We start from the raw sequence: 24,723 nt of genomic DNA, 5'->3' as shown, positions 1-24,723 counted from the left end.
GAAGCGCGTCCTCTATCTATCGCGCCGCGTGCGTCTCCTACGGGCTCGACGCGAAGATCCGCTCGGCCTGTCGACCGAGCCTCGCGGCCGAGCGGGTCGCCATTTGAACCTTCAGGTGTCCGTCGGCACGAAAAAGCCCGCCGAGCGAACCAGGCGGGCTAAAATGTGATTTTCAGATTTGCTATCAGACTAGCGGTCGTCCCCGCACATCCGTCTTTCGGCCTATGTCAGAGGAGTCCCTCTGGCGCACCAGACCTCCCAAACCTAGCAGTCCGATTAGACCAAGCCACCCAGGGTCGAAGCCGAGCCACCCCATCTCGGTAGGCGATCCCGCCGCTGTGGGAGTTGGCGTCGTCGTTTGAGCGAACACTGATCCTGCTGAGAGTGCTGCGAGGCCGCAGACAAACGCTGCGGCGTAAAATGGCGCGATCTTCATTTATTCCTCCCGTTTTCCGTCTTATCTAAACCCTCCCTATGCATCTTTGTTCCATCATCCCGATTATTTAGATATATATTCCCCCAGCCGAACGGATTTTACTCGTCGTAATCAATTATTTCCGAGGCATTGAACTAACCGCATACCCAACCCAATTCGATGTAGCGATTGATGATCGCCACCGTCATTGGAGTTAATCACACACTCTGTAATCACCGAGGTCATCGGCGCGACTTTTATCACTCTAGAGCAAGGGTGTCTGAAATGCGTATCTACCGGAAACGCCTGGACGCGACGACGCTCCCAGATCTCCCATCGGCCGATGAGCCCCGACCAATCGGCGTCTATGACGCGTTCATGAACGCAATGGCTGCGCCTTTGACTCCTCCGTCCTCGTATCGGACGGGGGCATGCTACCAAGCTTACTCCGCAAAGGCGCAGCAGAAGGTGCTTCAGAAGGCATTGCGAGATCGATGCATCGCCTGGAACAAGCCATCTTCCTAAGGCTCGTCCAATAGACGGGCTCAAGCCCATCTCAACTCTCTGGGTTTTCCACGCAACCGCGTGACAAGATCACTCGCCCAGCGCGAAATATCCATATGCCAAGAACAAAGCTTCCATTCGCTGACAGCGGTTCGATCGATGTCTGGAACGACGATGGGGGCAACCAGCCCACAAGTCCCTCGCGTAGGCGCCTGCGTCATCCGCAGCCTAAACCTACAGCGATCACCGCCAATCAGGCGATCGGCACGCCGAGAGATGGAACTCAGCGTGGGCTATATGCCCTTCTGTTTGGCCTACCAATTGCCATCATAGCGATGACGATGGTGAACCTGTTTGGTGGGCTGTTCTAAACGCGTCGGGATCCTACCGTAGAAGCGTAGGGCAAATACGCGCAGAAGCAGGCATGTCGTCATCTAATCGCGTCGCGACGTCTCAACCGCCGCGACGCGAAGACCCATCCGGATTCGCCATCCCGACCGGATGGGTCGCCTCCCACCAGATGAATACGCAGGTGACTCTGACGAGGCACCTAACTATGGCCGGCTGCACACTTAGGCTTTAGCGAAACGGCACATCACCGCAGGCCTCACGTTGGTTTGGATCCAGCGCGTTAGAGGTGACTTGATGCCCCGCTTTTTCTTTCGCCTTACCATCGATAACCGGTCTGTTCCTGACACCGAAGGCACCGAGCTCGCGGACCTCGAGCACGCCATGCTCGAAGCACGGGCCGACTGCAGAGGCGTCGCCGTTGAAGAGCTTCGATTTGGACGAGCTTTCCCGGTCACATCCAAAGTCGAGGTTTGCAATGAGAAGGGCGAGGTCGTTCATGTTGAGTGGGCAAAGGACCTCATTCCCCAGGCCGCTTCCATCTGATTATCGGCGATTGCCCTCCCTATGATCTGAAGTTGACGCCGCCTTGGATGAAGCGCGTCCTGTATCTATCGCGCCGTGTGCGTCTCCTACAGGCTTGATGCGAAGATCCGCTCGATCCTCGGCCCCACCTAGCGTGGTCGAGCGGGTCGCACTTCTAAGCCGATCGAGTGCGGCGTTTAGCTGTCACCTAGCTTCGGGCGGATGCCAAGCTGGAAAGCGACCTTTTCGTCGACGCCCTGCGCAAACCCATAGAGATTGCGCAGTTGCATGATGAGGTTCGCAGCTTCGAGGAACAACTTCTTGTCCTCAAGATGCGAAGTTGTTGCCGCACGGTACCATAGCCGAGGCAAGACGTCGCGTTCGTCCAGGTGTTCTGTCATTGCCGTGGATAGCACAAAACCGCACCTCCGGCCCTAATTTTCTTGGCTACGTTGACAGTGTCCATAATAAAGCGCGTTCTGTCGGCATCGCGTCGTGCTGCGTCTCCTACGGGCTCGACGCGAAGATCCGTCCGGCCCCGCTTATTCCGGGCGGATCGCTTTAACGAGCGGGACGAGGGGTAGCGCCGTGTCCGATGCTCGTTATGCGATCCGTCACTACGGCAGCGGCCTCTGGGACGTCGTTGATCATCAAGGCGGTGACCTTCAGCCCCTATCTGGCGAATACATGGCTAGGATGTCGCTCGAGGAATGCGAACGGGTCGTCAAGCTGATGAACGAACTGGAGAAGCGGTTTCAGCCGGATGCCGATCCCAGCCTTTGAACACGCTGGTGACTCCACAGGGACGATCTTGCCAGGCGGCTTCCTAGAACGTCTTTCCACGCATCCAAAGAGTGACCTCTGCTGCGGTATCAACGGCCGCCCCTGGCGACCCGCGTTGAACCGCAGAGATGAATTGCTCCTCCGTCTGCACATCCAGGCAGTCGAAGATGGTCAGCCATGGCCACCGGCGCATTGCATCTTTCAGGTAGAGTCGCTTACGGGCGGCACTTAGGATCGTGTCGTCTTCATCCGGAAGGAACATGGTGACCCCAACCGTTGGTGAAGGCTGAAGTGCCTTCGACCGTTCGTGCGTCATACCATATTTCGAACCCCCTCTAGCGTTTAAATTGTACCCGTCTAGGTGTTACGCGTTTTGCGTGAACCTTGGCATGAAGCATTTGATTGATCTCGACGCGAAGAGCGTGCCGGACTCGCAACTGCGACCGGGTGGGTTGCGCTCAGATGAAGCAGGGGGCGAGGGTCAGGCCGGGAAGCTGGCGCCGCCGTCGACCGCCCAAAGCTCGCTCGCCGTCACGACGTCGATCAGACCGGCATCCTGACGAGCGACGACAGCATCAAGGAAGGTGATGAAGGTCGACAGCGGCGTGTGGATGAAGGTCGCCCCCTCCTGTACCTGGTGGAGGTAGAACTCGAGGCTTTCCTTCCGCGCGATCGCGGCGTCCATTCGGGCGATCGCATTCGCCGCCAATTGCTCCGGCGTTGCGTTGCCGACACCACCGTTCGCCATGGACCCCGCAGGGCGTAGGAGCGCGCGCCCAGCGAACCCGAACCGCGAGTGGAAGCTGTCCACGGTGACGGTGCTGCCGGTGTAGAACGTCCCGTCCGCTCGGATCGCGTCCTGAAGCTTGTCCAGGAAGAACGGATGGCTGTCATCCCAGACAGCGATCGACGACAGTGCGGCGGTGAGCGGCAGCGAGAGCGTCATCGTGCCGGCGGACGAGTCGAACGCCTGGACGGTCGTGCCAGGCTGGACGCCGAAGCCGCCGACCTTCATACCGTTCGCCATTCCCGTCATCTTCGACGTCACCATGCCGGTGATGCTGGCCGATCCGCTCGATCCCGTCGCCGCATCCGCATAGGTGCGGTGGTCCGGCGCGGGGTTCGGGCTGTTCGCCAAGTAGATGTCGGTATGCCCGTTCGGATAGCAGAAGTGCCGCGGGTCGGCCCCCGGCACGTTCGCCATGATCTCGCTTCGGCACTGCTTGAGCAGCGCGACCGCCTCGGCCGGGTTCGCGGCGCCAAGAACCATGCTGCCGTCGGTCGGCGTGCCATCGGCCTGGATCTCAATGCCGGCAGCCTGCGCCTCGATGACGTGAGACCACCGCATGATGCTCGAGCTCGTCGCGGTGATGATCTTCTGCGACGGAATGTAGGCTGTTGCCCGCATGTTTCGCTTGACCAGTTCGGCGATCACTTCATCGATCCGATAGCCGTCGTCGAACCGCAGCAGCAGCTTGGAGCGGCAGTCGGCCTTGGCGACCATCGCGTCGAGGCGAACCTTCTGCGCCTGCGGCGCTGCGGTTGAAGACGACCGATCGTACGAGAACTTCCAGGCCTGCGCCGGGTCTTTAGCCTGAAGGAAGGCAAGCTGATCCGGCCGGACGCTGTTCCAGAACTTGCCCTTGTGGACGTTGGCGTTGTTCGCGCCGGTCATGCTGCCACCGGATGCCGGAGTGCTGCCGGTCTGGTCGAGGCGCAGTGTGTTCTCGTTGCTCTTGCCGCTGTAGGGATCAAGCTCCTCTGCCAGCCAGGCGAGTGTGCCAAGGCCGGCCAGGTTGCCGACGCCCGGGATCGCAGTCAGCGGGCCGATCGACTTCATCAGGCGATTGCCGACGCCCTGCGAGGCCGCGATCAGCGAGCCGGTGCCCTGCACCTTCTCAGTCGTGTCGATCGACAGAGCGGGGTTGCCAGCTGTGGTCGTCAGGAAGTTCGCCGTGCTGTCGAAGCTCTCGATGACGATCGGGGCCGGAAGGACGATCGCCCACGTCGTCGCGAACTTGGCGACGCCGGCATCGGTGCCGCCCATCACGAGCCGCGTGTTCAGGTCGTCGGCGGTCGCCACATAGTTGCGGGACGTCGCCCCGGCGATGGCCGTGCGGGTCTTCGGCTTCGCAAGCGTCTCCCGATACCACTGTATGCCCGACCAAGCGGGGCCGGTGTAGGTCTGGCCGACCGAACCGTCCGCCGTCTTGGTGACGAGGCCGTAGATCGCGGCGGTGAGCGGCGGCGTAACCCCACCACCACCCGCGCCGAGGGAGATAGTGAGCGTGACCGATCGACGGTTCGGCTCGGCGAGCGTGTTGCGGATCCTTACCGTGAGGTCGAAGGTCCCGTCCGCACGCGATGAACGACCGACCAGAAGCCCCGTCCGGTCGGGCGAGAGCAAGACGCGACCGTCGTTTGGGCTAATGCCAGTAACCTCGTCGCCCTCAACGAGCCCAACGAACTGACCAAGCGCAGAAAGGGGTTCGGCGCCGGCCGGGATGGTTGTGTTCGATAGAGTGACAGGTTGAGGGTTCGGAAGCGCCGGATTTCCAGCGTCCACGACCCGAGTGACCTGAAGGGTATCGCTCAAAGCGCGAGCGCAGCGTGCCCAGACCTTATCTGCCTGGGAAGCCACCCGGAAGACGGAGGTCGCGCGCCTGTTCACCTCAGTCGAGCTCGGTGCGCTAGATCCGACGTAGAACTGTGCGTCGAACTGGCTCAGAGTACGAGCAAGCAACGCCCCGCCGACAGCCCCTGAGATGAGCTTCCAATTGCGGTCTAAGGCGATCTGGACGGTTTCCGTGGCCATGTTGAGCAGCGCTCCCCTTCGGAAAATGAAATGGCCGCACAAGGCGGCCGGTGACGATGTTCGGTTGGGCGTTGCGCGATGAGGAGGATCCCCATGCGGGAAGAGATCGACGAACTCGGCGAGTGGATCGATGGGCTGCGCCTCATCATCTCAGTTCTGATTGCCGAAATGCCGAACCGCTACGAAGTCATGGCGAAGCTGCAGAAAGCGGAAGCTCTCGCCCGCCAGCGCAACCTGCCGACAGGCGTGCTTCAGGAACTGGCGGACCTACGCGGGGCCCTCGACGACATGTGAGCGTCAGGTCCATCGGTAGAATGCCGTCGCCGCGGTCATGGCGAAGCGGCGCGCAGCCGACACGCCGTCCGCCTTCAGCGCCTCATTGAACGCACCGGCCGCTGTGACGCGGTCGAAGCCTCGGCGCAGCAGCTCGTCGTGGAGCGCGGCCGCCTTGAGGTATCGCGGGTCGCGCGGGTCGAAGATCCAGCGCAGCGCCCACGGGATCGAGACGTCGAAGACCGTGCCGTCCTCGGCATGCTCCCAGTGGCCGGACCCCTTGTGCCCGAGCTCCCAGCTCGTGCGGCCGTGTTGGCGATAGCGGATGCCATCCAGCCGCTCGAAGACAATCGGCGCGTCGGTGTAGGCGCCCATCAGCCGCCCTGGCCGGTGAAGACGAAGAGGGCAAGCGCCAAGTGCGGCGGGGTCGGAAGATCGATCGCTTTCCCAGCCCCTGTCGAGCCCGTCTGAGCTTCGCCAGCGACGACGGACGTCGTCGGCGGCTTTGTCACGTCTCCAAGGCCGACGCCAGTCAGGATCGCCTTCTGCGACGCTGTGGCGGCCGTCGCCACCTTATCGGTTGCATGCTTGTGCGCCGGCAGATGGTCAGCCGTCAGCGTCAGCGTGGACGAGCCGCTCCGTTCCCCGACCTTCAACTTGCCGCCGGCGCCAATCAGGAGCCGATCGCGAGAATCCGGCAGCACCGCCTCGTCGCCGACGATCTTCAGCTTGGCGAAGAACTGCGGATAGGCCTTCCGGGTGATGGTGCGCCCGTCGAGCAGCAGCCAGCCGTCATGGTCGCCCGTTTGCAGGCCCGGCTTGCAGTCGCCGGGCTGCGCGATGCGCTTGTATCGCTCGCCCGCCATGGCTCACCCCCAGAGCGCGTCGGCCGTGACGTCGGCGATTGCCTCCCCCGCGGCGATGCGATCCTTGATGCTTTTCGCGACGAAGATCAGCCGCTGCTTGTGAAGCATGGCGGCGTAGCCCATCGCGATCATCGCGTCGGCATCGAGCGGCAGCAGAGAGTTGTCGAGCGTGATCCACGCGAAGACCTCCGCGCCCTTCGTGGCGTCGAGCCGCTTCTGCCAGGACAGCTCGCCCGTCTCGGCGCCAAGAAGCTTGGCGTCCTGCGCGGCCGACTTCGCGCCGGCGATGTTCTCGCGGTCCTCGGCGCGGCTCTGGATGACCTTGCCGAGGAACGGGAACCCCGCCTCGATCCGGCGCACCTTCTCCGCCTCGATCGCGGCGCCGACGTCCTCGGCCGGCTCGTCCTCGAACAGGCTGAGCCAGACCGGACGGCCGTTCCGGTCGACGATGCGCGAGGAGACGACCCGCTTGCCGGCCGGCACCGGATCGCCCTCGCCCACCGGGAAGACGCCGAAGGCCTCCCGCTCGTCCTCTGACCACAGCATGATGGTTTCGAACGAGGCGACGACCTCCTCGCCTTCGACGATCGAGCGAACCGGGCCTCCCGAGACGCTGCGCCATTCGCCGTCGATCTTCTGTGCCTGTGCCATGGTCAATCCCTGTAGAACGGCGCGAATTCGTACATGTTGAAGGCGCTGTAGTTGTCGCGCCGGAACTCGATCGCGTCACCCTTGAAGTTGTTGTTCCGTATGGTGTCGCCGGTCGTATTCACCGTTCCCAGCCAGCTACCCCAGACGCCGTCTTTGCGAATGCGATAGCTCCAGGTGGTCTGCACGTTGCTCTGGAAGACGAACCCGAAGAAGGCGCGCTCGCCTTCCGGAAAGCGGATGCGGACGACGGGGAATGCCGCGGTAGATACCAGCGGCACGGGCGTTGTCGTCTGCGATCGATCACCGTCGTAGAGCGCGGGGATGTTGGTTTCCGAAGTGCCCGTGTTGCCGCTCGCGTCGGAGAGCGAATAGAGCGCGGTCGCGTTGCCCTGATGGCCCTCGGCGCTGTCGACGAGGCTCGACGGAAACGCGCGCCCACCGTTGTCCTGGCCCTTACCCCAGACGATGCGCAGCACGCCCTTGCCGCCGCGACCATGACGCGCACCGCCGCCGCCGTAGAAACCGCCCTGGTCTGTCGTGCTTCCACCTGTCGAAAGCTGCTGACCGCTCTGTCCGTAGGAACCGCCGATACCAGGGTTGCCTGCCGTTCCGCTTGGTCCGGCCGCCCCGCTTGGCCCCTCACCCCATTTGCCGACACCGCCGCCGCCAGACGAACCGGAACCGGATGCCCCGCCGGCGCCACCACCGCCGCCACCTTGACCGGCAGTAGCAGCCACGCTCGTGCTGCCGCCGTTGCCACCCGGCCCGCTGTAACCACCCGCGCCGCCGCCACCCTGACCGCCTGCGTTGGTCGGCCCGCCTGTGCCGCCGTGACCCCCGCCGTCGCCGATACCGCCCGATCCGCCGACCGTCCCGACGCCCGGATTAGCCAGGAGCAACGTCTGGCCGGCGAATGAGAAGCTGGTGACGCCGCCAGCCGCGCCGACGACGACATCATAGGCCTGCCCCGGCTCGACGCGGACGCGGTTCTTCCAGCGAAGCTCGCCGCCGCCGCCGCCGCTCTGCGAAGCGAGGTAGGCGGCGCCACCGGCCACGGCCAGCAGTGCGACCGTGAAGACGCCCGCCGGACAGATCCACTGGTAAGTGCCGGGCGTCTCGTAGACGACGTGGCCGCCGTCGGCCGTGTTGATCGGGATCGTCCCGAGGAGGTTGGAGAACGGCAGCATTATTTCAGGTCCCGCTCGAGCGAGCCCCATTCGACGACAAGCCCGCCGCTACGCTGACGGCAGATGCCCGACAGGCGGTCGACGGCGGTCGGCGCCGTCGAAAGCGTCGGCACGATGCCGCCGGCGAACTTGTGATAGGTCGCGTTGAACGAGAGCGTCCGGCCGCCCGTCGCATCCTGCAGGAAGTAGAGGACGATCGGCTCGCCGTCCTTCATGTTGAGGGGCTGCCCGAGCGTCGCGTTAAGGCCCATCAGATAGACCCGGTTGAAGGCCTCCCCGAAGTCCGGGGTGATCGTCGTGCTGGCGCCCGTGTTGAAGAACTTCATGGCGTCGGCCATGACCTTCGGCGTCAGGTAGACCGCGTCGTCCGTCAGCGCGCGCAGGTCAGTGCCGGTCGCCTTCGTCAGTTGCGTGCCGCGCGCCGCGATCTTGATCCAGTTCGCAGCGTTGAAGGTCGCCCCCGACGTATGCGTCACCGTCGCGACGTAGGTCTCGCCGTCATAGGTGACGGTCGACCGCGGCGGCGTGGCCGAATAGGTCACGCCGGCATCCCACGCGACCGGCGACGCCCAGCTGTCGGGCCCGACGATACCGCGCGCGCCGGTGACGAGGATATCCCAGTCGGTGCGCGCCGTCGCAGCGCCGACCGCCTCGACCGAGACCGTCAGCGAACCGGTCGACGAGTTGTAGGCGGTGACCTTGCCGAACATCCACGAGGCGATTTGCCCACGCGACTGGATCAGCAGGTTGGTGCCGATCGTGAAGGCCTTGTTCGTCTGCGTGAAGAAGGTACGGCTGCCAAGCCCCGGCGTCACGTTGGAAGTGGACGTCCCCTGGAACCGCTCCGCGCTTGCCGCCGCCTGCGTCGCGCTGCTAGCTGCCGCGCTGGCGCTTGCGGTGGCGCTCGAAGCCTGCGTCGTCGCGGTCTCGGCAAAGCCGACCGCCGCGCGGACCAGCGTCACCAAGTCCCGGAGCGCCCGCACGAAGACGCCGCGACTGTTGCCGCCACGCGAGAGGCCGTAGGGGTTGTTGATCTCGTCGAACGGGCTATCGTTGACGAGATCGAGCCGCCCGGCCGCGTCTTCCTGGTCGGTGGTGAGGCTCATGGAAGACGTTCCTTCAACTGGAATGCGATGTTCGCCATGCGGGGCGCGGACCGCTCCCACGCTGGCGGCTGGCGAAGGCGAGCGAGGAAGCTGAGACGGTGCAGGTTCACCGATCGGCTGTCGTTGACGACGAAGACCTCGCCGTCGATGCCGATGCGGCGGGCCATCTCGAGGCCGCGATCCAGCGTCTCCTGCTCGGGCAGGTAGCCGTAGTTCAGCTGGTAGACCCGGAACGGCTCGCGACGATCGAAGCTCTCGGCGCCGGACATGGACTTCTCGGCCGTCGTGTCGGTCTCGATCCCGAGCGAGCTGCCGAGCAGCGGGTTGCGCGCCGGCTGCCAGCCCGACATGCACAGAAGACGGCCGAGATCGATGAAGCCGTCCGGATTGCTCTCGTCGAGGATCTGGACGTCCAGCACCGACGCGCGAACGTCGTCCGGGAACACCGTCCAGGCGTTCTGCGTCAGGCCCTCAAGGTCCTTGCTGAGCGGTTTGCCGTCCCAGGAGTTTTCGTCCTCCCATTCCAGCTCCTCGGTGAAGCCGATGCCGGGATAGGCGTCGAAGGTCAGATCGAAGGACAGTTCCGTCCGGGCCGCTTCGTAGTAGCCCACCAGCCGGATCCGGGCGTTCACGCTGAGGTTGGTGTTGCAGAGGAAGAAGGCGGACAGCTTCGCGAGGTTCGTGAAGGTGATCGTGAAGCGCGCGTCGTCCGTGTCAGCCGAGGCGGTGCGAGCGATCAGGCCGAGTTCGGGATCCTGCAGGTTGGCGAGCGGGATGACCCAGGAGCCGCCCGAGAGGGTGGCGCCGGGGATCTGGCCGAACCGACCGGCGTAGGCGGGGTCCGACTTGTTGTCGTAGAACAGCTTCAGGATGCGGGGATCGTTCATGCCCAGACGTCCAGCGTGGTGAGGTTGGTGCCGTAGGTCGGAGCGATGCCGAGGACACGCATAAGGCGACCGTCGTCGAGGCCGTAGCGGTTGACCTGAAGCGTCACGCAGTCGCCGGGCTCGACGCCGGCGACGGTCGGGCTGGCCTGGACGATCTGGAAGCGGCGCCGGGTCGCGCGGTAGATCGCCAGCAGCCGGTTCGCCTCGGCGCGCGCGTCGGTCTCCGAAACGAGGCACGTCTCGAACAGCATCTCGATCGCGCGGGGGTGCAGCGCGGCCGTCTCCGCGGCCTCGACCTTGACCTGACGCCACTCCTCCTTCGCGAAGGTGCGGAACGCGTCATCGCTCGCGACCTCCTTCAGGTCGCTTTCCGAGAACGTCGTGTAGGCTCGCCCGAAGCGGACGGTCAGGCTCTTCGCCGCCATCCCCTCGCCCGGATCGTTGGTCGGCAGCCGGGCGAAGCCCTCGCCGCGATCGATGATCCGATTCCGCGTCAGAGCCGCCGTCTGCGTGCCGGCCGGCAGTTCCAGGCGCCCGGTCGAGAACTTGCCGAAGCGGTCCGGCAGCAGCCAGCCGCCGACCGAGCCGAGGATCGTCGTCGCCGCCGCCAGCACCGTCGTCTCGCCCTGCGCGATCCACAAGCCGCACTCGGCCGGGTTCGCCGTGTGAAGCGCGTTGAAGGTCGCAGCGTTCACGGGCGCCAGCGTGCCGAGCATGCGCCGGGCGATGCGAGCGGCCGAGCGATCGGCGATCGTCGCACCTTCCGCCGCATCCACCGTCAGCGTGCCGTCGGGGCGCGAGTAGGTACGCAGGAGGCCGAGCGCCAGACAGGTGGCGTACTGACCGCCGACCATGCTGGCGGCCTTCAGCGCGGCGAGCGTCGGATAGTCCTGCTTGAACTGCAGCTTCACGCCGCCGTCGCGCACGTTCTCGATCACGGCGAGCGCGTTGCTCGCGACCTGGTAGACGTTGTCGAACTGGTCGACGAGAACGGGCGAGATCGAAAGCGCCCTGCCGAACAGCATCGGCTTCTTCACGTCCTTCAGGTCGACGTTCCCCTCGGCGACCGTCAGGCCGCCGCTCGTCGTGGTTCCGAGATAGGCCAGCGGCTGGATCGCCTCGCGGAGAAGCTCGAGCCGATCCATCAGCCGCACCTGCACCTCGCGACCGGTGAAGCTCGCCTGATCCATCGTGCCGATCAGAACCGTCTCGCGCGAAGCCCACGGGCTGTTCGATCGCTTCACCGACCAGATGCGGATCTCGCGGCCGTCGAGCGCGAGGCGGTCGAAGACGTCGAGGCGGCCGTCGGCGTTGTTCAGGACCACCTCGCCGACACCCACCTCGCTCGCGCCGTAGGTCCGGCCCTCGCCGAACAGGTGGCGCTCGTAGTTGCCCGGATCCTTGAGCCGCGAGCGGAACACCGCATTGGCCGGCGTGTCGGTCGGCTTGGTGACGTAGGGCTTCGATCCGAAGCGCAGCGTCATCGCCTCGCCCGACACCTCGTCGACGGCGTCAATCTCGACGAGGATGATCATGCGGCCTTCCCTGCCTTGATCGCCGCGCGCCGGGCGGCATAGGCCGACTGCTGCGCGTTGCTCGACAGCCGGTTGGTCGCCTCGATCGAGCCGCCGAAGCCTTCCGACAGCGTGTCGACGATCCGGTCGAGGCGTGCCGTCACCTCGCGCATGTCACCGCGGGAGGCGAACGACCCTTCGGCGTTCACGTTGGCCGCCTGCTGGCGCAGCATCTCGGTGCGCGGATAGGGATCCGGGACGCCGCGGTTGAGGCGTGCCACCATTGAGGCGACGCCGGGCTTGTTCATCGCCGAGGCGTTGATGACGCCCTCGCCGCCCGCCAGCGCGATCTCGCCGCCGCCAGCATAGCGCGCGAGCACGCTGTCGCGGTCCCAGATGCCGTTGCCGACGACACCGCCGCCCGCGTAGGCGCCGACGATCCCGCCGAAGCGCATGGCAGCTTTCGGCGCGTAGACGGCGCTCCACTTGGCGACGATCGCGTTGATCACCGCCTGCTGCGACGGCAGCTGCGTCTTCACCCAGTCGAGGAACTGCCCGCCGCCGAAGTTGCCGGTGTAGTCGATGCCCTGCGACTGCAGGTCCTTCCAGATCGCCTTGTTCTGGTCGGCCATCGCGCCCCACTGGCGGCTGCCGTTGAGGTTCTTCAGCGATGCGCCGAGGTCGGCGACCGCCTTGGCGATGTCGAGGTTCGAGCCTGCGATGTCCTTCAGCCACGACGCCGAGCGCTCCATGGCCGACAGCTGATCGGTCGCCTTGCCCTCGGCCGCCTTCAGCGACGCGCTGACGCTCTCGAAGATGGCGACGTATTCCGGGCTCGACTTGAAATAGTCCTTCGCCTTGGACAGGAGGTCGCCGGCCGCGCCGGTGAGCCCGTTCATGGCCTCTTTGTCGCCGGCGTTCGCCTTCGCCAGCGTCTCGTCATAGATCCGCTGCGCCTCGCGCACCTGGTCCGCCTGGCTGAGGGTCGAGCTGTCGCTGACCTTCAGCTGGTCCTGGTAGGACCGGAGGCCGTCACGGAAGCTGAGGACGGTCTGGTAGACGCTCTGGATCTGCGATCGCGCGGCCTCGTAGGCGGTCGAGTAAGCCTGCTGGGCAGCGCGAGCAGCTTCAGCTTGCGTGCGCGTGGCACCGGTGAAGGCGTGGACGACGCCGGAGAGTTCCGGGAAGGCCTTGATCAGGTCGTCGAAGGCCGAGCCTACGAGCTCAGAGCCGTCGACGAGATCCTGGCTTGCCAGCTTGAACCAGCGGGACACGATCTCCGGATCGACGCCGAGCAGCTTGGCATCGTTCATCGCGGTGTCGCGGGCTTTCAGGAGGTCCTTCGCGTCGTTGAGGTAACTGAGGCCCGACAGATCGTTGATCTGAGCCTGGAAGCCGTCCGTGAACGTCTCGCCCATCTTGGCGATCGCCTGCTTCAGCCGGTCGTCGATGTCGGTCGCTGCCGCCTCGGCCGTCCAGCCGAGATCGGTGAGCACCTTCTGCAGCCCGGCCGCCGTGCCGCGGAAGCCGTCGAGGCTCTTCTCGACGTCCGAAGTCGTCTCTGCTGTGTAGAGCAGCGACAGGGAATATTCGCCCGCTGCCTTCTTGGCGTCCGCGATCGCCTTGTTCCGCTGCTCTTCCCAGCCCTTTGAGACGGCATCCCATTCCGCTGAGGTCGGCACGCCGATATCGTTCGAGTTGAACGCGATCGACACGTCGTCGATCATGTCCTTGATCTGCTTCTTCAGGTCCTTGGTCGCCGCCCGGCCTTTAGCGAACGCGCCGCCGAGACCCTCGCCGGAGGTGAGGTCCTCGACCATGTCGGTGAAGCCCTCGCGGTACTCCTCCATCATCTCCATGAAGCGCGTGTACATTTTGGTCCCGGTCGACGCGAACTGCGCCGACGAGTTGCCGGAGCCGTACTTCCAGGCGTCGCCGCCCACCTTCATGTACTGGTCGAGCTGCCCCTTCTGCGTCGTGATCCACTGCCGCAGCTGACCGTTGCCGTCACCGGACAGCGACTTGTCGAAGGCCTCGTACTGCGGACGCAGCTCCTCCCACTTCGCGGCCTTGTCGCGGTGCGCCTGCTCACGCTGCTTCCGGGCGCCGAGGATGCCACCGAGGATGCCGAGCGCGGCACCGCCGACGACCCCGAGGACGCCGCCTGCCATCGGGCCGATGTTGAGAGCGGTCGAGATTGCGCCGCCTGCCTGGTAGCCTCCGAGCGCGCCCGTGATGCCGCCAGAGACGGGCGAGCCGGACTGGTAGCCCGCGCCAAAAGCGCCGAGCCCTGCGCCTAGCACCTGCATGCCCGCCTGCCCGCGGGGACCGAATAGGCCACCCGTCGCGGAAGACGCTCCACCGGGATCGAAACGGCCGGCGGCATGGTTCTCCGGGCCCAGCTTGCGTTGGTAGTCCTCCAAGCCTTGGCTCACGCCCTTGGCGACGATCTTCTGATCGTTGGTGTCCGTGCCGCTGTGCTTATCCAGCAGCGAGCTGAACTTCGACCCGTAGGCACTGACGGAGGTCCCGACGACGTCCTTTGCGCCGAGGTTCCGCATCCCGCCTTCACCGGCGAACCACGCCTGCGAAGCGCCGACCAGGCCGTACTTGGCAGCGTAGTTGTCCCCGAAGCGGCTTTTGAACACCGCGTCCTGGATCTCCTTGCTGCCAAGGAACTCGACGTTGGAGACGACACGGCCGATGGCCTGCTTCGACCACTGCGGGATGTTTGCGCCCATCACCTGATAGGCGCCGTAGGCACGGTCGCCGGTGCGCGTGATGGGTCCCAGCGCACTGTAGTTTCCCGCGGCCGATCCGCTCTCGATCGTCCGGATCGCCTTGGCCGCCGCATCCAAGCTCGCCGTCGCCTTGGTGAGTGCCGGCACCGAATACTTGTCGGCGTAGGGGTAGGACGGCGATTGGTAGCCGGGGCTCGGGGTCGGAACCGGGATGTTCGAGTTGGAAGGGCGTGACGTCGGAATTGGGACGTTGCCGGTCACTGCCGCGACAATGGCTCCGACGATCCCACCTCCGGACCGGTTGTCGTTTGCAGCCGTCCGCCCGCCGGCGGTCGAACCGCCGAGAAGCGCGTCCATGATCTTGTCGAGGCCGGAGGCAGCCATCTGCCGGCCGAGACCGGCAAAAGCGTTCGCGAAGGCGCCGAGCGCGTCTTCGCCAGAGCCGATGGAATCGATGAGGTCGAGGATGGCAGCCTTGCCAGCGTCGCGCATCTCGTAAAGCGCGTCGTTCGTCTCATGAAGACGCTTGTTCAGGCGCAGCTGCGCCGCGTCAGCCCGTCCCTGCGCACTCTCGAAATCCACGCCGATCGCGCGGAGCTGCTCGGCGATCTGCTGATCTTCGGGCGAGCGCGTGGCCTGCTGACGATCGAAGAGGAGATCGCGTCGAAGTTCAAACGCTGCGTCGCCTCCGTCAGGCGGCCGACCTCGGCTGCCTGGCGCCGCATCTCGTCCGTCAGCTGGACCTGCGCCTCATCGAAGCCAGCTGCGCGAGCAGCATCTTTCGCCTGGGCGAGGAGGTCGAACTCAGTGCGCAGACGCGCGACTTCGCCTGCGGACCTGCCAACGAGGTCGTACTCGAGCTGCGCCTGTTCGATCTGCCGCTGCGTTGCTTCGGTCTGCTGGCGACCGGCCTCGGAAAGCAGTTGGCGCGCCTCGGCCATGGACAGAGTGGCGGCTTCGGCTTGCCGGTCGCGAGCATAGGCTTCGGTCTGCCCTGCTGCGACGGCCTCGTTGTAAGCCTGCTGGCCAGCGGTCGCCGCGCGCTGCGCAGCCGTCACGTCGTTGATCGAAGCGAGCTGGAGCTTGTAGGCGGCCTGGCGGGCATCTTCCGCGCGACTGGCTTCAGTGCGGACGATGCCGAGCGCCGCCTCCTTCTCCTTCAGGAGGTCCGCCAGTCCGGCAGCGTCGTTCGTCGAACGCTTGTAGGCTTCGATCCGACGATCGTACTCCTGCGTCGTCTCGGCGATCTGCCGCTGGAGCGGCGAAAGATCGAGATTGCTCAGGCTGTCTTGGACCGCCTTGAGCGATTCCTTCGCGGGCCGGGACAGTTCGGCCAGCGCCTGGTCACGCTGACGCCGCGCGGTCTCGCGCAAGCCGTCGCGATCGAGGGCCTTATCAGAACCGATGGACTGGTTAATGCTCGCCAGCGCTGCAAGATAGGCGCGCTCGACCTTCTGCACTTCGCTGACGTCTGGCAGCATCGCTCCCAGACCGTCGAAGGCCTTGTCCATCCGCAACTGGGACGCCTCGACCTTCATGCGGCGGAGGGCCTTCTCGAACCCTTCGATGTTGCCGCCGGCCTCGGCCGCCGCGTTCGCAAAGGCGAGTACGCCGTCGACCGCTTCCTTGAGGTAGTTCGGCACCCTCCCCGCAGCCTGCAGGGCGAGCAGTTCGGAACGAAGCGTTTTCGCGGTCTTCGATCCACGGAGAAAACCGTCTGTCAAACTTGCCAAACCGACCTGTGTTAGGTCGTCACGACCCATGAGGTTTCCCCCAAGGCCGAAGAGTTCGCGCATGCCGCCGCCAGTGCTCAGGGCGGCTTGAGCAGCACCCTGACGCGCTTCTTCGATGGCACGCTGCTGTGCCTTGATGTCGGCGGCCATTTTGTTCGCGGCGTCACCGGGCGTCAGCTTAGAAGCGGACGCAGCGATCTGCTCGATGGTGTCCGCTAGACCGGCATTGCTGTTTCGGATGTCCGCGAGCGTCCTCCCGAAGCCCTCGGCAGCCTTGTTTGCGCGCTCCATGCGATCTTCGGCGCGCGTTCCGAATAAGGTCGCTGCAGCCGCAGCGGCCGTCAGACCGGCCACGACCCAACCGCCCGGCCCGATAAAGCTGAGGGCACCCTTCGCCATGTCGCCGATCGCGGTCAACGATCCGCGCAGTCCCGGACCATCCTGCAGGGCCTGAATGACCTGACCGGCTTGCGTCGCCATGATCTGGAACGGACTGGAGCCGCTTAGATACATCGTCACGACGTCGTTGGTCTGGTAACCGAGGTTGCGCATCTGCTCGGCGGTGAGCTTCACCTTGCCGTTGAGGTCGGGCAGTCCCTTCGCGGTATCGTCAAAAGCCTTCCGAGCTTGACCTGTCGCCAGCGCGAGTTCGTCGGACGTGATTACCTGCCGACGAGCCATGTCCTCGTAGGTCGCGATTTGCGCCGTCATCTTCTCGAAGGCAGCGCCGAGCGGGTTGATCTCGGCACGCAACTGGGCGACGGCGCGCGCTTCCTCCTCGAAGACTGACGCGCTTTCCTTGGCCGATCGAGAAAGCCCGTCCGGCTGGTTCGCAAGCCAGCTGCTCCCTTTCCCCGCAACCCCGAACGACGCCGGTGCCGTGTATCGAGACTGCCCCTCCTCGGCCGAGCGGCGGGCGTCCATCGCCGCGTTCGCCTGCATCTGCGCTTCGCGGGCCTGGCGGACGAAGTCGGCCTGCGCTTGAAGCGCCTGTCGCGCGGCCCGGCCAGTCTCATCGTACTTTTCGACAAGCCGATCCATCGCGGCGGCATAACCGCCTGTGATCTGGATGCCCTCCCGCTCCAGCCGAGCCAAGCCTTCCAGCTCGCTGTTCAGCTTCTGGGCCGAGGCGTAGGCGGGATCGTAAGCGGCGCGGAGGTTTTCGATCTCGGCGGAGTAGCGTGCCGTCTCACGGGCGAGCGCCTCCTGTCCACGAGCAAGCTCCGCATCCGCAAGTTGCTTGGCTTGAGCGGTACGAAGAAGATCGTTCGTCGCCTGACGCGTTGCCGCAGACACCTTCTGCGTGGCGCCCAGCATCTCGGCCAGACCGGAGGTATCGACATCCATGCGCAACTGCGGCGCAACGACACGCTGAAGCTGCTGCTGTAACTGCTGGATGGAGCGCTGATACTCCGCGACCGTGAGCTTGCCGGCTTCCAGACCACTCGAAGCTGCACGCATTCCGCGCTCATAGGCCGTCCAGGCGGCCGGTGCGCCGGCGAGCTGACGCTGGAGGCGATCGACCTCACGCTCAATGGTGCCGATCTTCTTCGCGGACGTATCGGTTGAACGCGTGAAATCGTCCGTCGCCTTCGCGGCGCCCCCAGCCGCACCCTGCAGCTTTCCCAGCGCGGCAGCGGTCTGCTCGACCCCCTGCTCTTCGGCTCGGAAGGTTGCAGTCGTGATGGTCTGGTTGCTCATGAGGCCTCAAAAGAAAAAGGCGCTCTTTCGAGCGCCTCGCTGCATTCTGAACTATGGACACCAAGCGATGGCCGTGGCGGATAGAACGCCACACGCTGGAGGTGATGATGTACGATCCCAATCATGCGCAACGAAGCGAAGGCCAGGAAAGGCCCAGCCCTCGAAGCTTCCTGATAGGGGTGACGTGCGTCGTGCTAATTGGAGCGGCGGCGTACTTCGTGTTGATGGACCGTTTCGATCGCGCCGCCCGAGCGCCAGCAGATGCCAAAGCTGCCGCGGAAAGAGCAGCTCGCGAGTACATCGAAGAGTGCGAACAGCGCTTGGCGAAAGTTCGCCTCAAGGAGGCAAGCGGGTTTCGTGACCCAACAGCCTACGGTGTCGATGGCCGCCTCAAAGGGTGCTGAGAGCTAGATGACAAGCAGATCCTCGACAGCTTCGTCCCTTACGGCGCAGGGGCAGCGCGCCTAAAGCGTGCCAGCGTCTGCCGGAACTGCGCGTTGAACTCCTCGTCCGTCTGCGGTTCCGTCTCGTCTTCCGGCTCCGGGACGTCATGCCCAGCGATCCGGGCCCGCTGGCGCCAGTCGGACGCGATTCTGTCGTTCGCCGACTTGATCGCGGCATGAAGCCTGAGAAGGTCGCAATCCACGATCGCGTCGTCGGACCAGCCGGGCAGCGCGAAGATCGCCGCCCGGTAGGTCGATTCCAGCGCCTCTTCAGGCGTGATTAGCCGTTTCCCTCGGCGCCCTCTTCGGCCTTCTCGGCTTCCTCGCCTTCGAGGTCCGGATCGCGGCCGCCGTTGGCGAGGCGGGTCACGTAGCTCATGACGTCGCCCATCAGATGGCGCGTGCCGGCCAGCCAGACCGCCTCGTCGAGGTCCTTGCTGGAAATATCGCGGAGCGGCACGCCCTGACGCACCACGAACTGGATGGCGGCGAGATCGGAGCCGGCGACGGCCGCAAGAGCGTTGGCAAATCCGCCGAAGCGGTTGGAAACGGCCGTCGCTGCCTTCAGCGAAGCCTTGAGCTCGTATTCTTCATCGCCGAGCGTGATGGCGACACCGGCGGAGAGGGTCTGCTTAGACATCGGAGGATCCTGTCGGGTTCATGGATGGTGCCGGGGATCGGGGGTGGACGGACGGCGCCCCGACAACGCCGCCCGCCCGTCTCTCGCGAGAGAGTTCAGGAGGTCGTTCAGACGACCTCGATCGGGGCCTCGTTCGGCTGCAGGGTGAAGGTCACCGTCTGCGTGTCGTTCGGACCGCCGCGGCCACGCGGCTTGCCCATCACGAGGGCCGAGATGTACGTGACCGAGAATGTGCCGTCGGCGTTCGGCTCCTCGATCTTGAAATTGAAGGACGCGAGGCTGTCGGCGGCCGCCTGGCAGGCGATCTGGCCGACGTCGGTCGCACGGCGCGAGCAGACGATGTCCATCGCCTGGGCGCTGGCCGTACCCTTGGCGAACCGGGCGCGAGCGTCCTCGACCTCTTCGACGGTGATCGACTGGTAGGTGTCGCCGGTGCCCGGCACCGAGCGCACGCCGCCGATCTTCTTGTAGGTGTCCGCCGCGAGCGCCGTCTGCGTGTAGTCGGCCGTCGGGCCGCCGATCGAGATGCGCGTGCGCGCGACCGGCAAGGGGTTGTTCGCCATGACCTTGTTCCTTCTGACGATGGCAAAGAAAAAGCCGCCTCAGAGGGCGGCCATGGGTCTCGCGGGATGCGAGATGCGGGAGCGGCGTGCCGCTATTCGGCGGGCTTCTCGGCGCCGGCCGTGACGGGGGACTTCTCGCGCGCGGCCTTCGCCGCCTGGCGCTCGTTGCCGCCCAGCTCGATCAGCCGGGCGGTCACCTTCGCCTCGACGTGAGGATTGTCGCGGTCGACGTCGACGTTGGCGTGTTCGCCCGGCTCAATTTCGTGGACCTCTCCGGCCTTGTCCGTCAGACGTTGGACGATGTGCGAGATGTTGGCGACATGGACCATAAGGGCCTCCTATCCGATGATGATGGTCTGGTAGGGAACGGTGATCTCGAGGCGGAAGTAGCCGGCCGCGTCGTTTCGATCGCTCGTGACGGGCGACTGGGGCGCCATGCACTGAACTCCTTCGAAGGACTGACCGCGGAACAGCGTAGCGATCTCTTCCAACCACGCGCGGCCCTCGTGTGTGCCGACGCCGGCCACCACAGAAAGCATGACGCGAAAACCGCCTCGCTCTTCGAATTCGTCCGCCGTTACCCATTCGGACTGCGACCAAGGGAAATCGATCAGCAGCCACGGCCCAGCATCTTCGGGCGTCTCCTCGTTGGAGTTCTCGACGAGGATCGGGCAGCGCGTGAAACTCGCGCGAATCCGACGTTCGACAGCCTGGACGACCGACAGGTCAGCCATCAGTAGGGCCTCACGATGATGGCCGGGTGCGACAGACCCGTTTCCTCGCGGAAGTTGTTGATCGAGTAGCGGATATTCGCGATGTTCGAGAACCGCATGTCGGCCGTGACCGCAATGGCCGCATAGACGCCGTCGGGCGCCTGATCGGACTGGCCGAAGTCGTGATAGACGTCCTTGTGGAAACGCCGCCGATCGCCGTAGAGCGCGCGCCGGTGGACGATGCGCTCCTTTGGTTCGATCTTGCGGGCGTAGGGCGTCGTGTTGATAAAAACGAAGCGCTCGCCGGTGGGCATCGGTCCGATGCCGTCCCACGGCGCCCCGTCGATCTCGAGAACGTGGCTCCGCTGATATTTGCCGGTCAGACGCGGCGATACCAGAAGCAGCTGCTCCCCGATCCATTCCAGCGCGGCCAGCAACGGATTGAAGTTTGCAACGATCACGCCTTCAGGCCGCACGCTTTCCAGCGGGGCGCCCTCGTGGCCGTCGACGAAGACCTGTGGCGTCGGATCGGAGCCGATGGCGGCCCGGTTCCGCGCCCGAATGTCGGCGATCCCCTCCTTCGCGACCTGCGCGAGGCGCTGAGAGCGCGCCTTCGGGGATTTTAGGTCGGCTAGGAATACCGCGACCTGCTTGTTGAAAGGGTCGATCTTCATCCGCCGGCGGCCCAGCCTTCGAAGGCGATCAGGGTTTCGCCGTCGCGACGGGTCTGATCGTCGGGGCGGTCGGTAAACCGCAAGCGCAGACCGTCCACCACCACGTAATCGCCCTTGCGTAGCGGGCACAGCGTCGGCGGGACGTCTTCTGCGAGGATCAGCACCCGACGCTCGGTGGACGTCACACCGCCGGCAACTTCGATCGGACGAGCCTCGGTCAAACGAGCGCGCACGTTCAGCGCGATGAGCGGATCGGCGTTGGCCACGGTGCGCTCGATTGAAACCCGCCGACCGAAGCGATCGAACATCCTGCGATAGGACTTCGCGAAGCTCATACCCCCGCCACCGACGTATATGGGGAGAGAAGCGCCAGCGCTGCCGTCGGCAGTGGCGATGCGCCGCCCCGGTTGCTGGCCCCAACCTGATATTCCAATCGCCCGACATCGTCCGACGCCTCGGCGCGAAGAAGCGGGTCGCGGGAGGAGGCCGACCAGAACTCGCGTACCGCCAGGATCGCGGCGTAGGCGACGTCGGTCGGCGTCTCGGGGAAGCCGGCATTGTAGACGATCCGAAGCGGCCGAGCGGGGCTGACCCCGTCACCAAGCCGCAGGATCATGCCGCTGGCGAAATCCAGTTCGACCGTATCGGGATCGATCGTGTCAGCCTCGGACTGAACCGAAACGAGCTCAACGAAACGGCGGGACAGGACCAGCGGGCGCTGCGAGCAAGCGTCGAACGTCTGCGCCAGCGTCTCACGCAACAAGGTCGGCGGCGACACACCAGCGCGAGGAATGTGGCATGCCGCCGCAATCATGTCGGAAACCTGGAGACCAAGACGGCGGAGTTCGGCGTCTTGTTCAGCGCCCGTGACACCGGCAGCCGACCTCAGTTCCTCGATCGAGAGGAGGTTGCGGTCGGTTGCCGGGATCAGAAGGCGCAGCATGATCAGGCGCGCGTCCCGCGGCGACGGCCGGACGTGCGCGGCTCGACGGCCGGTTCGTCGGTCTCGGCTTCCGGCGCGGTCTCGCCGTTCTCGGCGGTAGCCGGAGCGGCAATCTCACCTTCGAGCAAAGGGCCGTCGGTCGCCCCTTCATTCGCGCCGTTGGCAGCGGAGGGCTCGGCGGTTTCGGAAGCGCTGCTTCCGTCCTGACCGGACTGCACCGTGTTCTGACCCGTTGTCGAGAGCGCCTGCTCGACGGTCGGGACTGCCGAAGGCGGCGTGGGAGCGCCGGGCGCGGCAAGCGGCTGCTCGGTGACGCCGGCGTTCGGGTCGACCCCTCGCACGGGCGTCTTCCCCTCGGTCTCGAGGCGGAGCTGTTCGACGGCCGCTGCGACGAGCTCGGCATGCACGAGGTTGCCGGACACCGGGAAGCCGCGCCGGGCAATGATGTCCTTCAGTTCCTGATCCGAGGCGACCTTCAGGCGGTCGCGGATCTCTGCGACGATGCCGCCAGGTCCGTCGGCGCCGGCCGCGTCGCGGCTTTCAGCCTCGGACACTGAGTTCTCAGGCGTCAGGTCGGAGGCTTCCACGAAGCCGTCATCCTTCAGCCCACCGAAGATCAGATCGGGGAAGCTGAGGACGCGTCCCACTGCGAGGGTCTCGACGTTCACGCCGTCAGCGGCGTAGCGGAAGGATTCTAGCACGATGCCGGTCTTGGCCATGGCATTTCCTTTCAGGGCGGACGGATCGACCGCGCCAGTTCGGAGGATGAAGCGCAGGCGCCGCGTACGACGCCTGCACTGGCGGGTCAGGCGACTGGCTTGAGGTTCGCCGTACCGAGGACCCAGAGGCCCGCGATGAACGCGTTGCCGCTGTTGGCAGCCGGCGTGATGGTGACGCGCACGTAGCGCTTGCCGCCGACGTAGCCGATCTTGCGGATCGTATCGTCGGCCGCGAAATTGAACGACGCGCCGGTCAAGGTGCCGTTGAGCTGGTCGGCAGGAACAGCCGTCGCATCCGACAGGTTCGCCGCATCGCCATGCTCGACGGTGACCGCGAAGGTGGCGTCGGCATCGACGAGCTGGCCCGTCATCACGACGAACGCGGCCGATTCGTAGCCGATGCGGTCGAGGATTCGGGACACGAGCGGCGTGTTGTCGGTGATGGGCGCGGCCGGGGTCAGGCCGGGCTTGAAATCCAAGCGGGAAGCGATGTCGCGCATGGGAGTCTCCAGTGCTGCGGAAAGGACTGGCGCGCCGTGCGGCTCGCCGCGATCGACCGGCCGCTCTGAAGCGGCCGGTCGGTAAGCGAACCGATCAGTTGGTCGCGATGACCTGCGTAGCGAAGGCCTCGAAGTCGACGACGTCGCCGCCGACACGGGTGCGCGTGTAGAACTCGACGAAGGGCTTCGAGGAGTACGGATCGCGCAGCACGCGGATGCCGAGCCGGTCGACCACGAGGTAGCCGGCGCGGAAGTCGCCGAATGCGATCGGCAGGGCACCGGCGGCAACGCCCGGCATGTCGTCGGCGCGGCGGATCGAGTGGCCGAGCAGCATGGAGGGCTGACCCTCCTGCAGACCCGGACGCCACATGTACTGGCCCTGGCCGTCCTTGAAGAGCATCGCCTGAGCGACGGTGCCGCGCTTCATCAGCCAGTTCGCGTTGGCAAGGTAGCGGTCCTTAAGCGCGAACATCAGCGCGATGAGGCCGTCCGGCGTCAGCGTCGTCGGTGCACCCGACGGGATCTGGGCGATCGTTCCGCGCACGCCGTTGTTGCCGGCCGCATAGGTCAGGATGCCGCGCGGCTTCTTGATGCCGTTGCCGGTCACAAAGGCGGCCGCTCGCATGCGGGCGAACTTCTCGGCGACCTTGCGGCCGAGCCACGCCTCGATGTCGACGCCGGCGTCTTCGAGCAGCTGCTGCGTCACCTTGGGCTTCGCATAGAGCTCGTGCACCGGAATGCGCTGAACGCCGACCTGCGGGGTCGAGGTTTCCGGGCGCGCCTCGGTCTCGCCAACCCAGCCGGCACCCGCCTCGTCGGTGTCGATCGGGATCTCGATCGCGTCCGTCGAAATGGTCTCGTGCGTGGCCAGTTCGTCGAGCGGCGAGGTCTCGTAGACGCGCGTGATGATGCGGCTGGAGACGGCCGTCGGGACGAGGTAGCCCCCGTCCGGATCGGAGCCGACCGACATAGCCTTCTGCTCGTCGCCGGTCAGCTCGAACATTTCCTTGCGCATCATGCGCCCGAAGGTCGCCTCGTAGGCTTTGTACTCGTCGACATTGACGCTGTCGGGCGTCAGGATCGTGGTGGACTTCAGCTCGCCGCGGCGGGCAAGCGCCACCCGCTTGAACTCCATCGCCTGGTCCACCAGGGTCTTCTGGCCGGCCGCGCCGCCAGCGCCCGGCCGGTTCAGACGCTTCTCCAAGCCATCAAGGCGGTCGACACCGGCCTTCGCCTCGTCGAGGATCTTCTTGACCTGCGCTTCCAGCGCGATGTGCTTTTCCTCGACGCCGCGCGAAAGTGCGTCCAGATCTTTGCGAACCTCCGGATCGGTCGCCGCCTTCTTGCCAGCGTCCTCGGCCATCTTGCGGACGTCGGAGAGGTCTTTCTCCAGAGACTTTCGGAGTTCGGCTGTGTTGTCGCCAAACGCTTTCACCTCGCGCTGAACGTCCGCCAGCACGGTTTCGATATCGGCCATCG

Annotated in this window: 23 protein-coding genes; 3 read left to right on the top strand and 20 right to left on the bottom strand. The window is 65.3% G+C overall.

All coding sequences use genetic code 11. From position 1 onward, the window contains the following. Window positions 1-1,564: 1,564 nt before the first annotated feature. Together ACLNGM_RS10155 and ACLNGM_RS10150 are read left to right on the top strand one after the other, a co-directional pair. The gene (locus ACLNGM_RS10155) at window positions 1,565-1,813 is read left to right on the top strand and encodes a DUF6894 family protein (RefSeq protein WP_416358241.1); all 249 of its coding nucleotides are present in this window, start codon (window positions 1,565-1,567) and stop codon (window positions 1,811-1,813) included. Window positions 1,814-2,380: 567 nt separating this feature from the next. Continuing rightward, window positions 2,381-2,575, top strand: a complete 195-nt coding sequence (locus tag ACLNGM_RS10150) for a hypothetical protein (RefSeq protein WP_416358240.1) — start codon at window positions 2,381-2,383, stop codon at window positions 2,573-2,575. 481 nt (window positions 2,576-3,056) lie between these two features. Here the strand turns inward: ACLNGM_RS10150 and ACLNGM_RS10145 are convergent, their stop codons facing one another. After that, window positions 3,057-5,390 (bottom strand): polysaccharide deacetylase family protein, encoded by a 2,334-nt coding sequence (locus ACLNGM_RS10145; protein ID WP_416358239.1) that lies wholly within the window; start codon window positions 5,388-5,390, stop codon window positions 3,057-3,059. A 93-nt stretch (window positions 5,391-5,483) separates the two neighbouring features. Here ACLNGM_RS10145 and ACLNGM_RS10140 point away from each other — a divergent pair, with 93 nt between their 5' ends. Then, window positions 5,484-5,684 (top strand): hypothetical protein, encoded by a 201-nt coding sequence (locus ACLNGM_RS10140; RefSeq protein WP_416358238.1) that lies wholly within the window; start codon window positions 5,484-5,486, stop codon window positions 5,682-5,684. 3 nt (window positions 5,685-5,687) lie between these two features. On the opposite strand, the gene ACLNGM_RS10135 is transcribed toward ACLNGM_RS10140, so the two are convergent. The 19 genes from ACLNGM_RS10135 to ACLNGM_RS10045 form a co-directional block, all read right to left on the bottom strand. Further along, a complete protein-coding gene (locus ACLNGM_RS10135) occupies window positions 5,688-6,038 on the bottom strand; it encodes a DUF1353 domain-containing protein (protein WP_416358237.1) in 351 nt (116 codons plus the stop codon). After that, window positions 6,038-6,529, bottom strand: a complete 492-nt coding sequence (locus tag ACLNGM_RS10130) for a hypothetical protein (protein ID WP_416358236.1) — start codon at window positions 6,527-6,529, stop codon at window positions 6,038-6,040. The genes ACLNGM_RS10135 and ACLNGM_RS10130 overlap by 1 nt, the downstream gene beginning before the upstream one ends. A gap of 3 nt (window positions 6,530-6,532) precedes the next feature. Beyond that, entirely contained in the window at window positions 6,533-7,180 is a 648-nt protein-coding gene (locus ACLNGM_RS10125; RefSeq protein WP_416358235.1) for a hypothetical protein, read from the bottom strand. 2 nt (window positions 7,181-7,182) lie between these two features. Next, the gene (locus ACLNGM_RS10120; RefSeq protein WP_416358234.1) at window positions 7,183-8,367 is read right to left on the bottom strand and encodes a hypothetical protein; all 1,185 of its coding nucleotides are present in this window, start codon (window positions 8,365-8,367) and stop codon (window positions 7,183-7,185) included. After that, on the bottom strand, window positions 8,367-9,473 hold the full coding sequence (locus ACLNGM_RS10115; protein WP_416358233.1) for a hypothetical protein: 1,107 nt from the start codon (window positions 9,471-9,473) through the stop codon (window positions 8,367-8,369). The genes ACLNGM_RS10120 and ACLNGM_RS10115 overlap by 1 nt, the downstream gene beginning before the upstream one ends. Then, window positions 9,470-10,360 (bottom strand): hypothetical protein, encoded by an 891-nt coding sequence (locus tag ACLNGM_RS10110; RefSeq protein WP_416358232.1) that lies wholly within the window; start codon window positions 10,358-10,360, stop codon window positions 9,470-9,472. Before ACLNGM_RS10110 ends, ACLNGM_RS10115 begins: the two co-directional genes overlap by 4 nt. Next, on the bottom strand, window positions 10,357-11,895 hold the full coding sequence (locus ACLNGM_RS10105; RefSeq protein ID WP_416358231.1) for a hypothetical protein: 1,539 nt from the start codon (window positions 11,893-11,895) through the stop codon (window positions 10,357-10,359). Before ACLNGM_RS10105 ends, ACLNGM_RS10110 begins: the two co-directional genes overlap by 4 nt. Further along, on the bottom strand, window positions 11,892-15,197 hold the full coding sequence (locus tag ACLNGM_RS10100) for a hypothetical protein (RefSeq protein ID WP_416358230.1): 3,306 nt from the start codon (window positions 15,195-15,197) through the stop codon (window positions 11,892-11,894). The genes ACLNGM_RS10105 and ACLNGM_RS10100 overlap by 4 nt, the downstream gene beginning before the upstream one ends. Next, a complete protein-coding gene (locus ACLNGM_RS10095; protein ID WP_416358229.1) occupies window positions 15,146-18,049 on the bottom strand; it encodes a phage tail length tape measure family protein in 2,904 nt (967 codons plus the stop codon). The genes ACLNGM_RS10100 and ACLNGM_RS10095 overlap by 52 nt, the downstream gene beginning before the upstream one ends. Before the next feature lie 723 nt (window positions 18,050-18,772). Next, window positions 18,773-19,132: a hypothetical protein gene (locus tag ACLNGM_RS10090; RefSeq protein WP_416358228.1), complete on the bottom strand. Its 360-nt coding sequence runs from the start codon at window positions 19,130-19,132 to the stop codon at window positions 18,773-18,775. A gap of 107 nt (window positions 19,133-19,239) precedes the next feature. Next, a complete protein-coding gene (locus ACLNGM_RS10085; RefSeq protein ID WP_090964622.1) occupies window positions 19,240-19,695 on the bottom strand; it encodes a hypothetical protein in 456 nt (151 codons plus the stop codon). A gap of 92 nt (window positions 19,696-19,787) precedes the next feature. Then, window positions 19,788-20,024 (bottom strand): hypothetical protein, encoded by a 237-nt coding sequence (locus tag ACLNGM_RS10080; protein ID WP_416358227.1) that lies wholly within the window; start codon window positions 20,022-20,024, stop codon window positions 19,788-19,790. Between the two features lie 9 nt (window positions 20,025-20,033). Beyond that, on the bottom strand, window positions 20,034-20,429 hold the full coding sequence (locus ACLNGM_RS10075; protein WP_416358226.1) for a phage tail terminator-like protein: 396 nt from the start codon (window positions 20,427-20,429) through the stop codon (window positions 20,034-20,036). Continuing rightward, window positions 20,429-21,082: a hypothetical protein gene (locus ACLNGM_RS10070; RefSeq protein ID WP_416358225.1), complete on the bottom strand. Its 654-nt coding sequence runs from the start codon at window positions 21,080-21,082 to the stop codon at window positions 20,429-20,431. The genes ACLNGM_RS10075 and ACLNGM_RS10070 overlap by 1 nt, the downstream gene beginning before the upstream one ends. Further along, window positions 21,079-21,417: a hypothetical protein gene (locus ACLNGM_RS10065; protein ID WP_416358224.1), complete on the bottom strand. Its 339-nt coding sequence runs from the start codon at window positions 21,415-21,417 to the stop codon at window positions 21,079-21,081. The genes ACLNGM_RS10070 and ACLNGM_RS10065 overlap by 4 nt, the downstream gene beginning before the upstream one ends. Next, entirely contained in the window at window positions 21,414-22,025 is a 612-nt protein-coding gene (locus ACLNGM_RS10060) for a hypothetical protein (protein ID WP_416358223.1), read from the bottom strand. Before ACLNGM_RS10060 ends, ACLNGM_RS10065 begins: the two co-directional genes overlap by 4 nt. Window positions 22,026-22,027: 2 nt before the next feature. Further along, complete coding sequence (locus ACLNGM_RS10055) at window positions 22,028-22,744, bottom strand: hypothetical protein (protein ID WP_416358222.1); 717 nt, start codon at window positions 22,742-22,744, stop codon at window positions 22,028-22,030. An 86-nt stretch (window positions 22,745-22,830) separates the two neighbouring features. After that, window positions 22,831-23,244: a hypothetical protein gene (locus ACLNGM_RS10050; RefSeq protein WP_416358221.1), complete on the bottom strand. Its 414-nt coding sequence runs from the start codon at window positions 23,242-23,244 to the stop codon at window positions 22,831-22,833. 94 nt (window positions 23,245-23,338) lie between these two features. After that, entirely contained in the window at window positions 23,339-24,721 is a 1,383-nt protein-coding gene (locus ACLNGM_RS10045) for a phage major capsid protein (RefSeq protein ID WP_416358220.1), read from the bottom strand. Between the last annotated feature and the right edge of the window lie 2 nt (window positions 24,722-24,723).

The sequence above is a fragment of the Aureimonas phyllosphaerae genome, assembly GCF_047943035.1.
In the GTDB taxonomy this organism is placed as follows: Bacteria; Pseudomonadota; Alphaproteobacteria; order Rhizobiales; family Rhizobiaceae; genus Aureimonas; species Aureimonas phyllosphaerae.
This window is presented reverse-complemented; position numbering and strand designations above follow the sequence as displayed.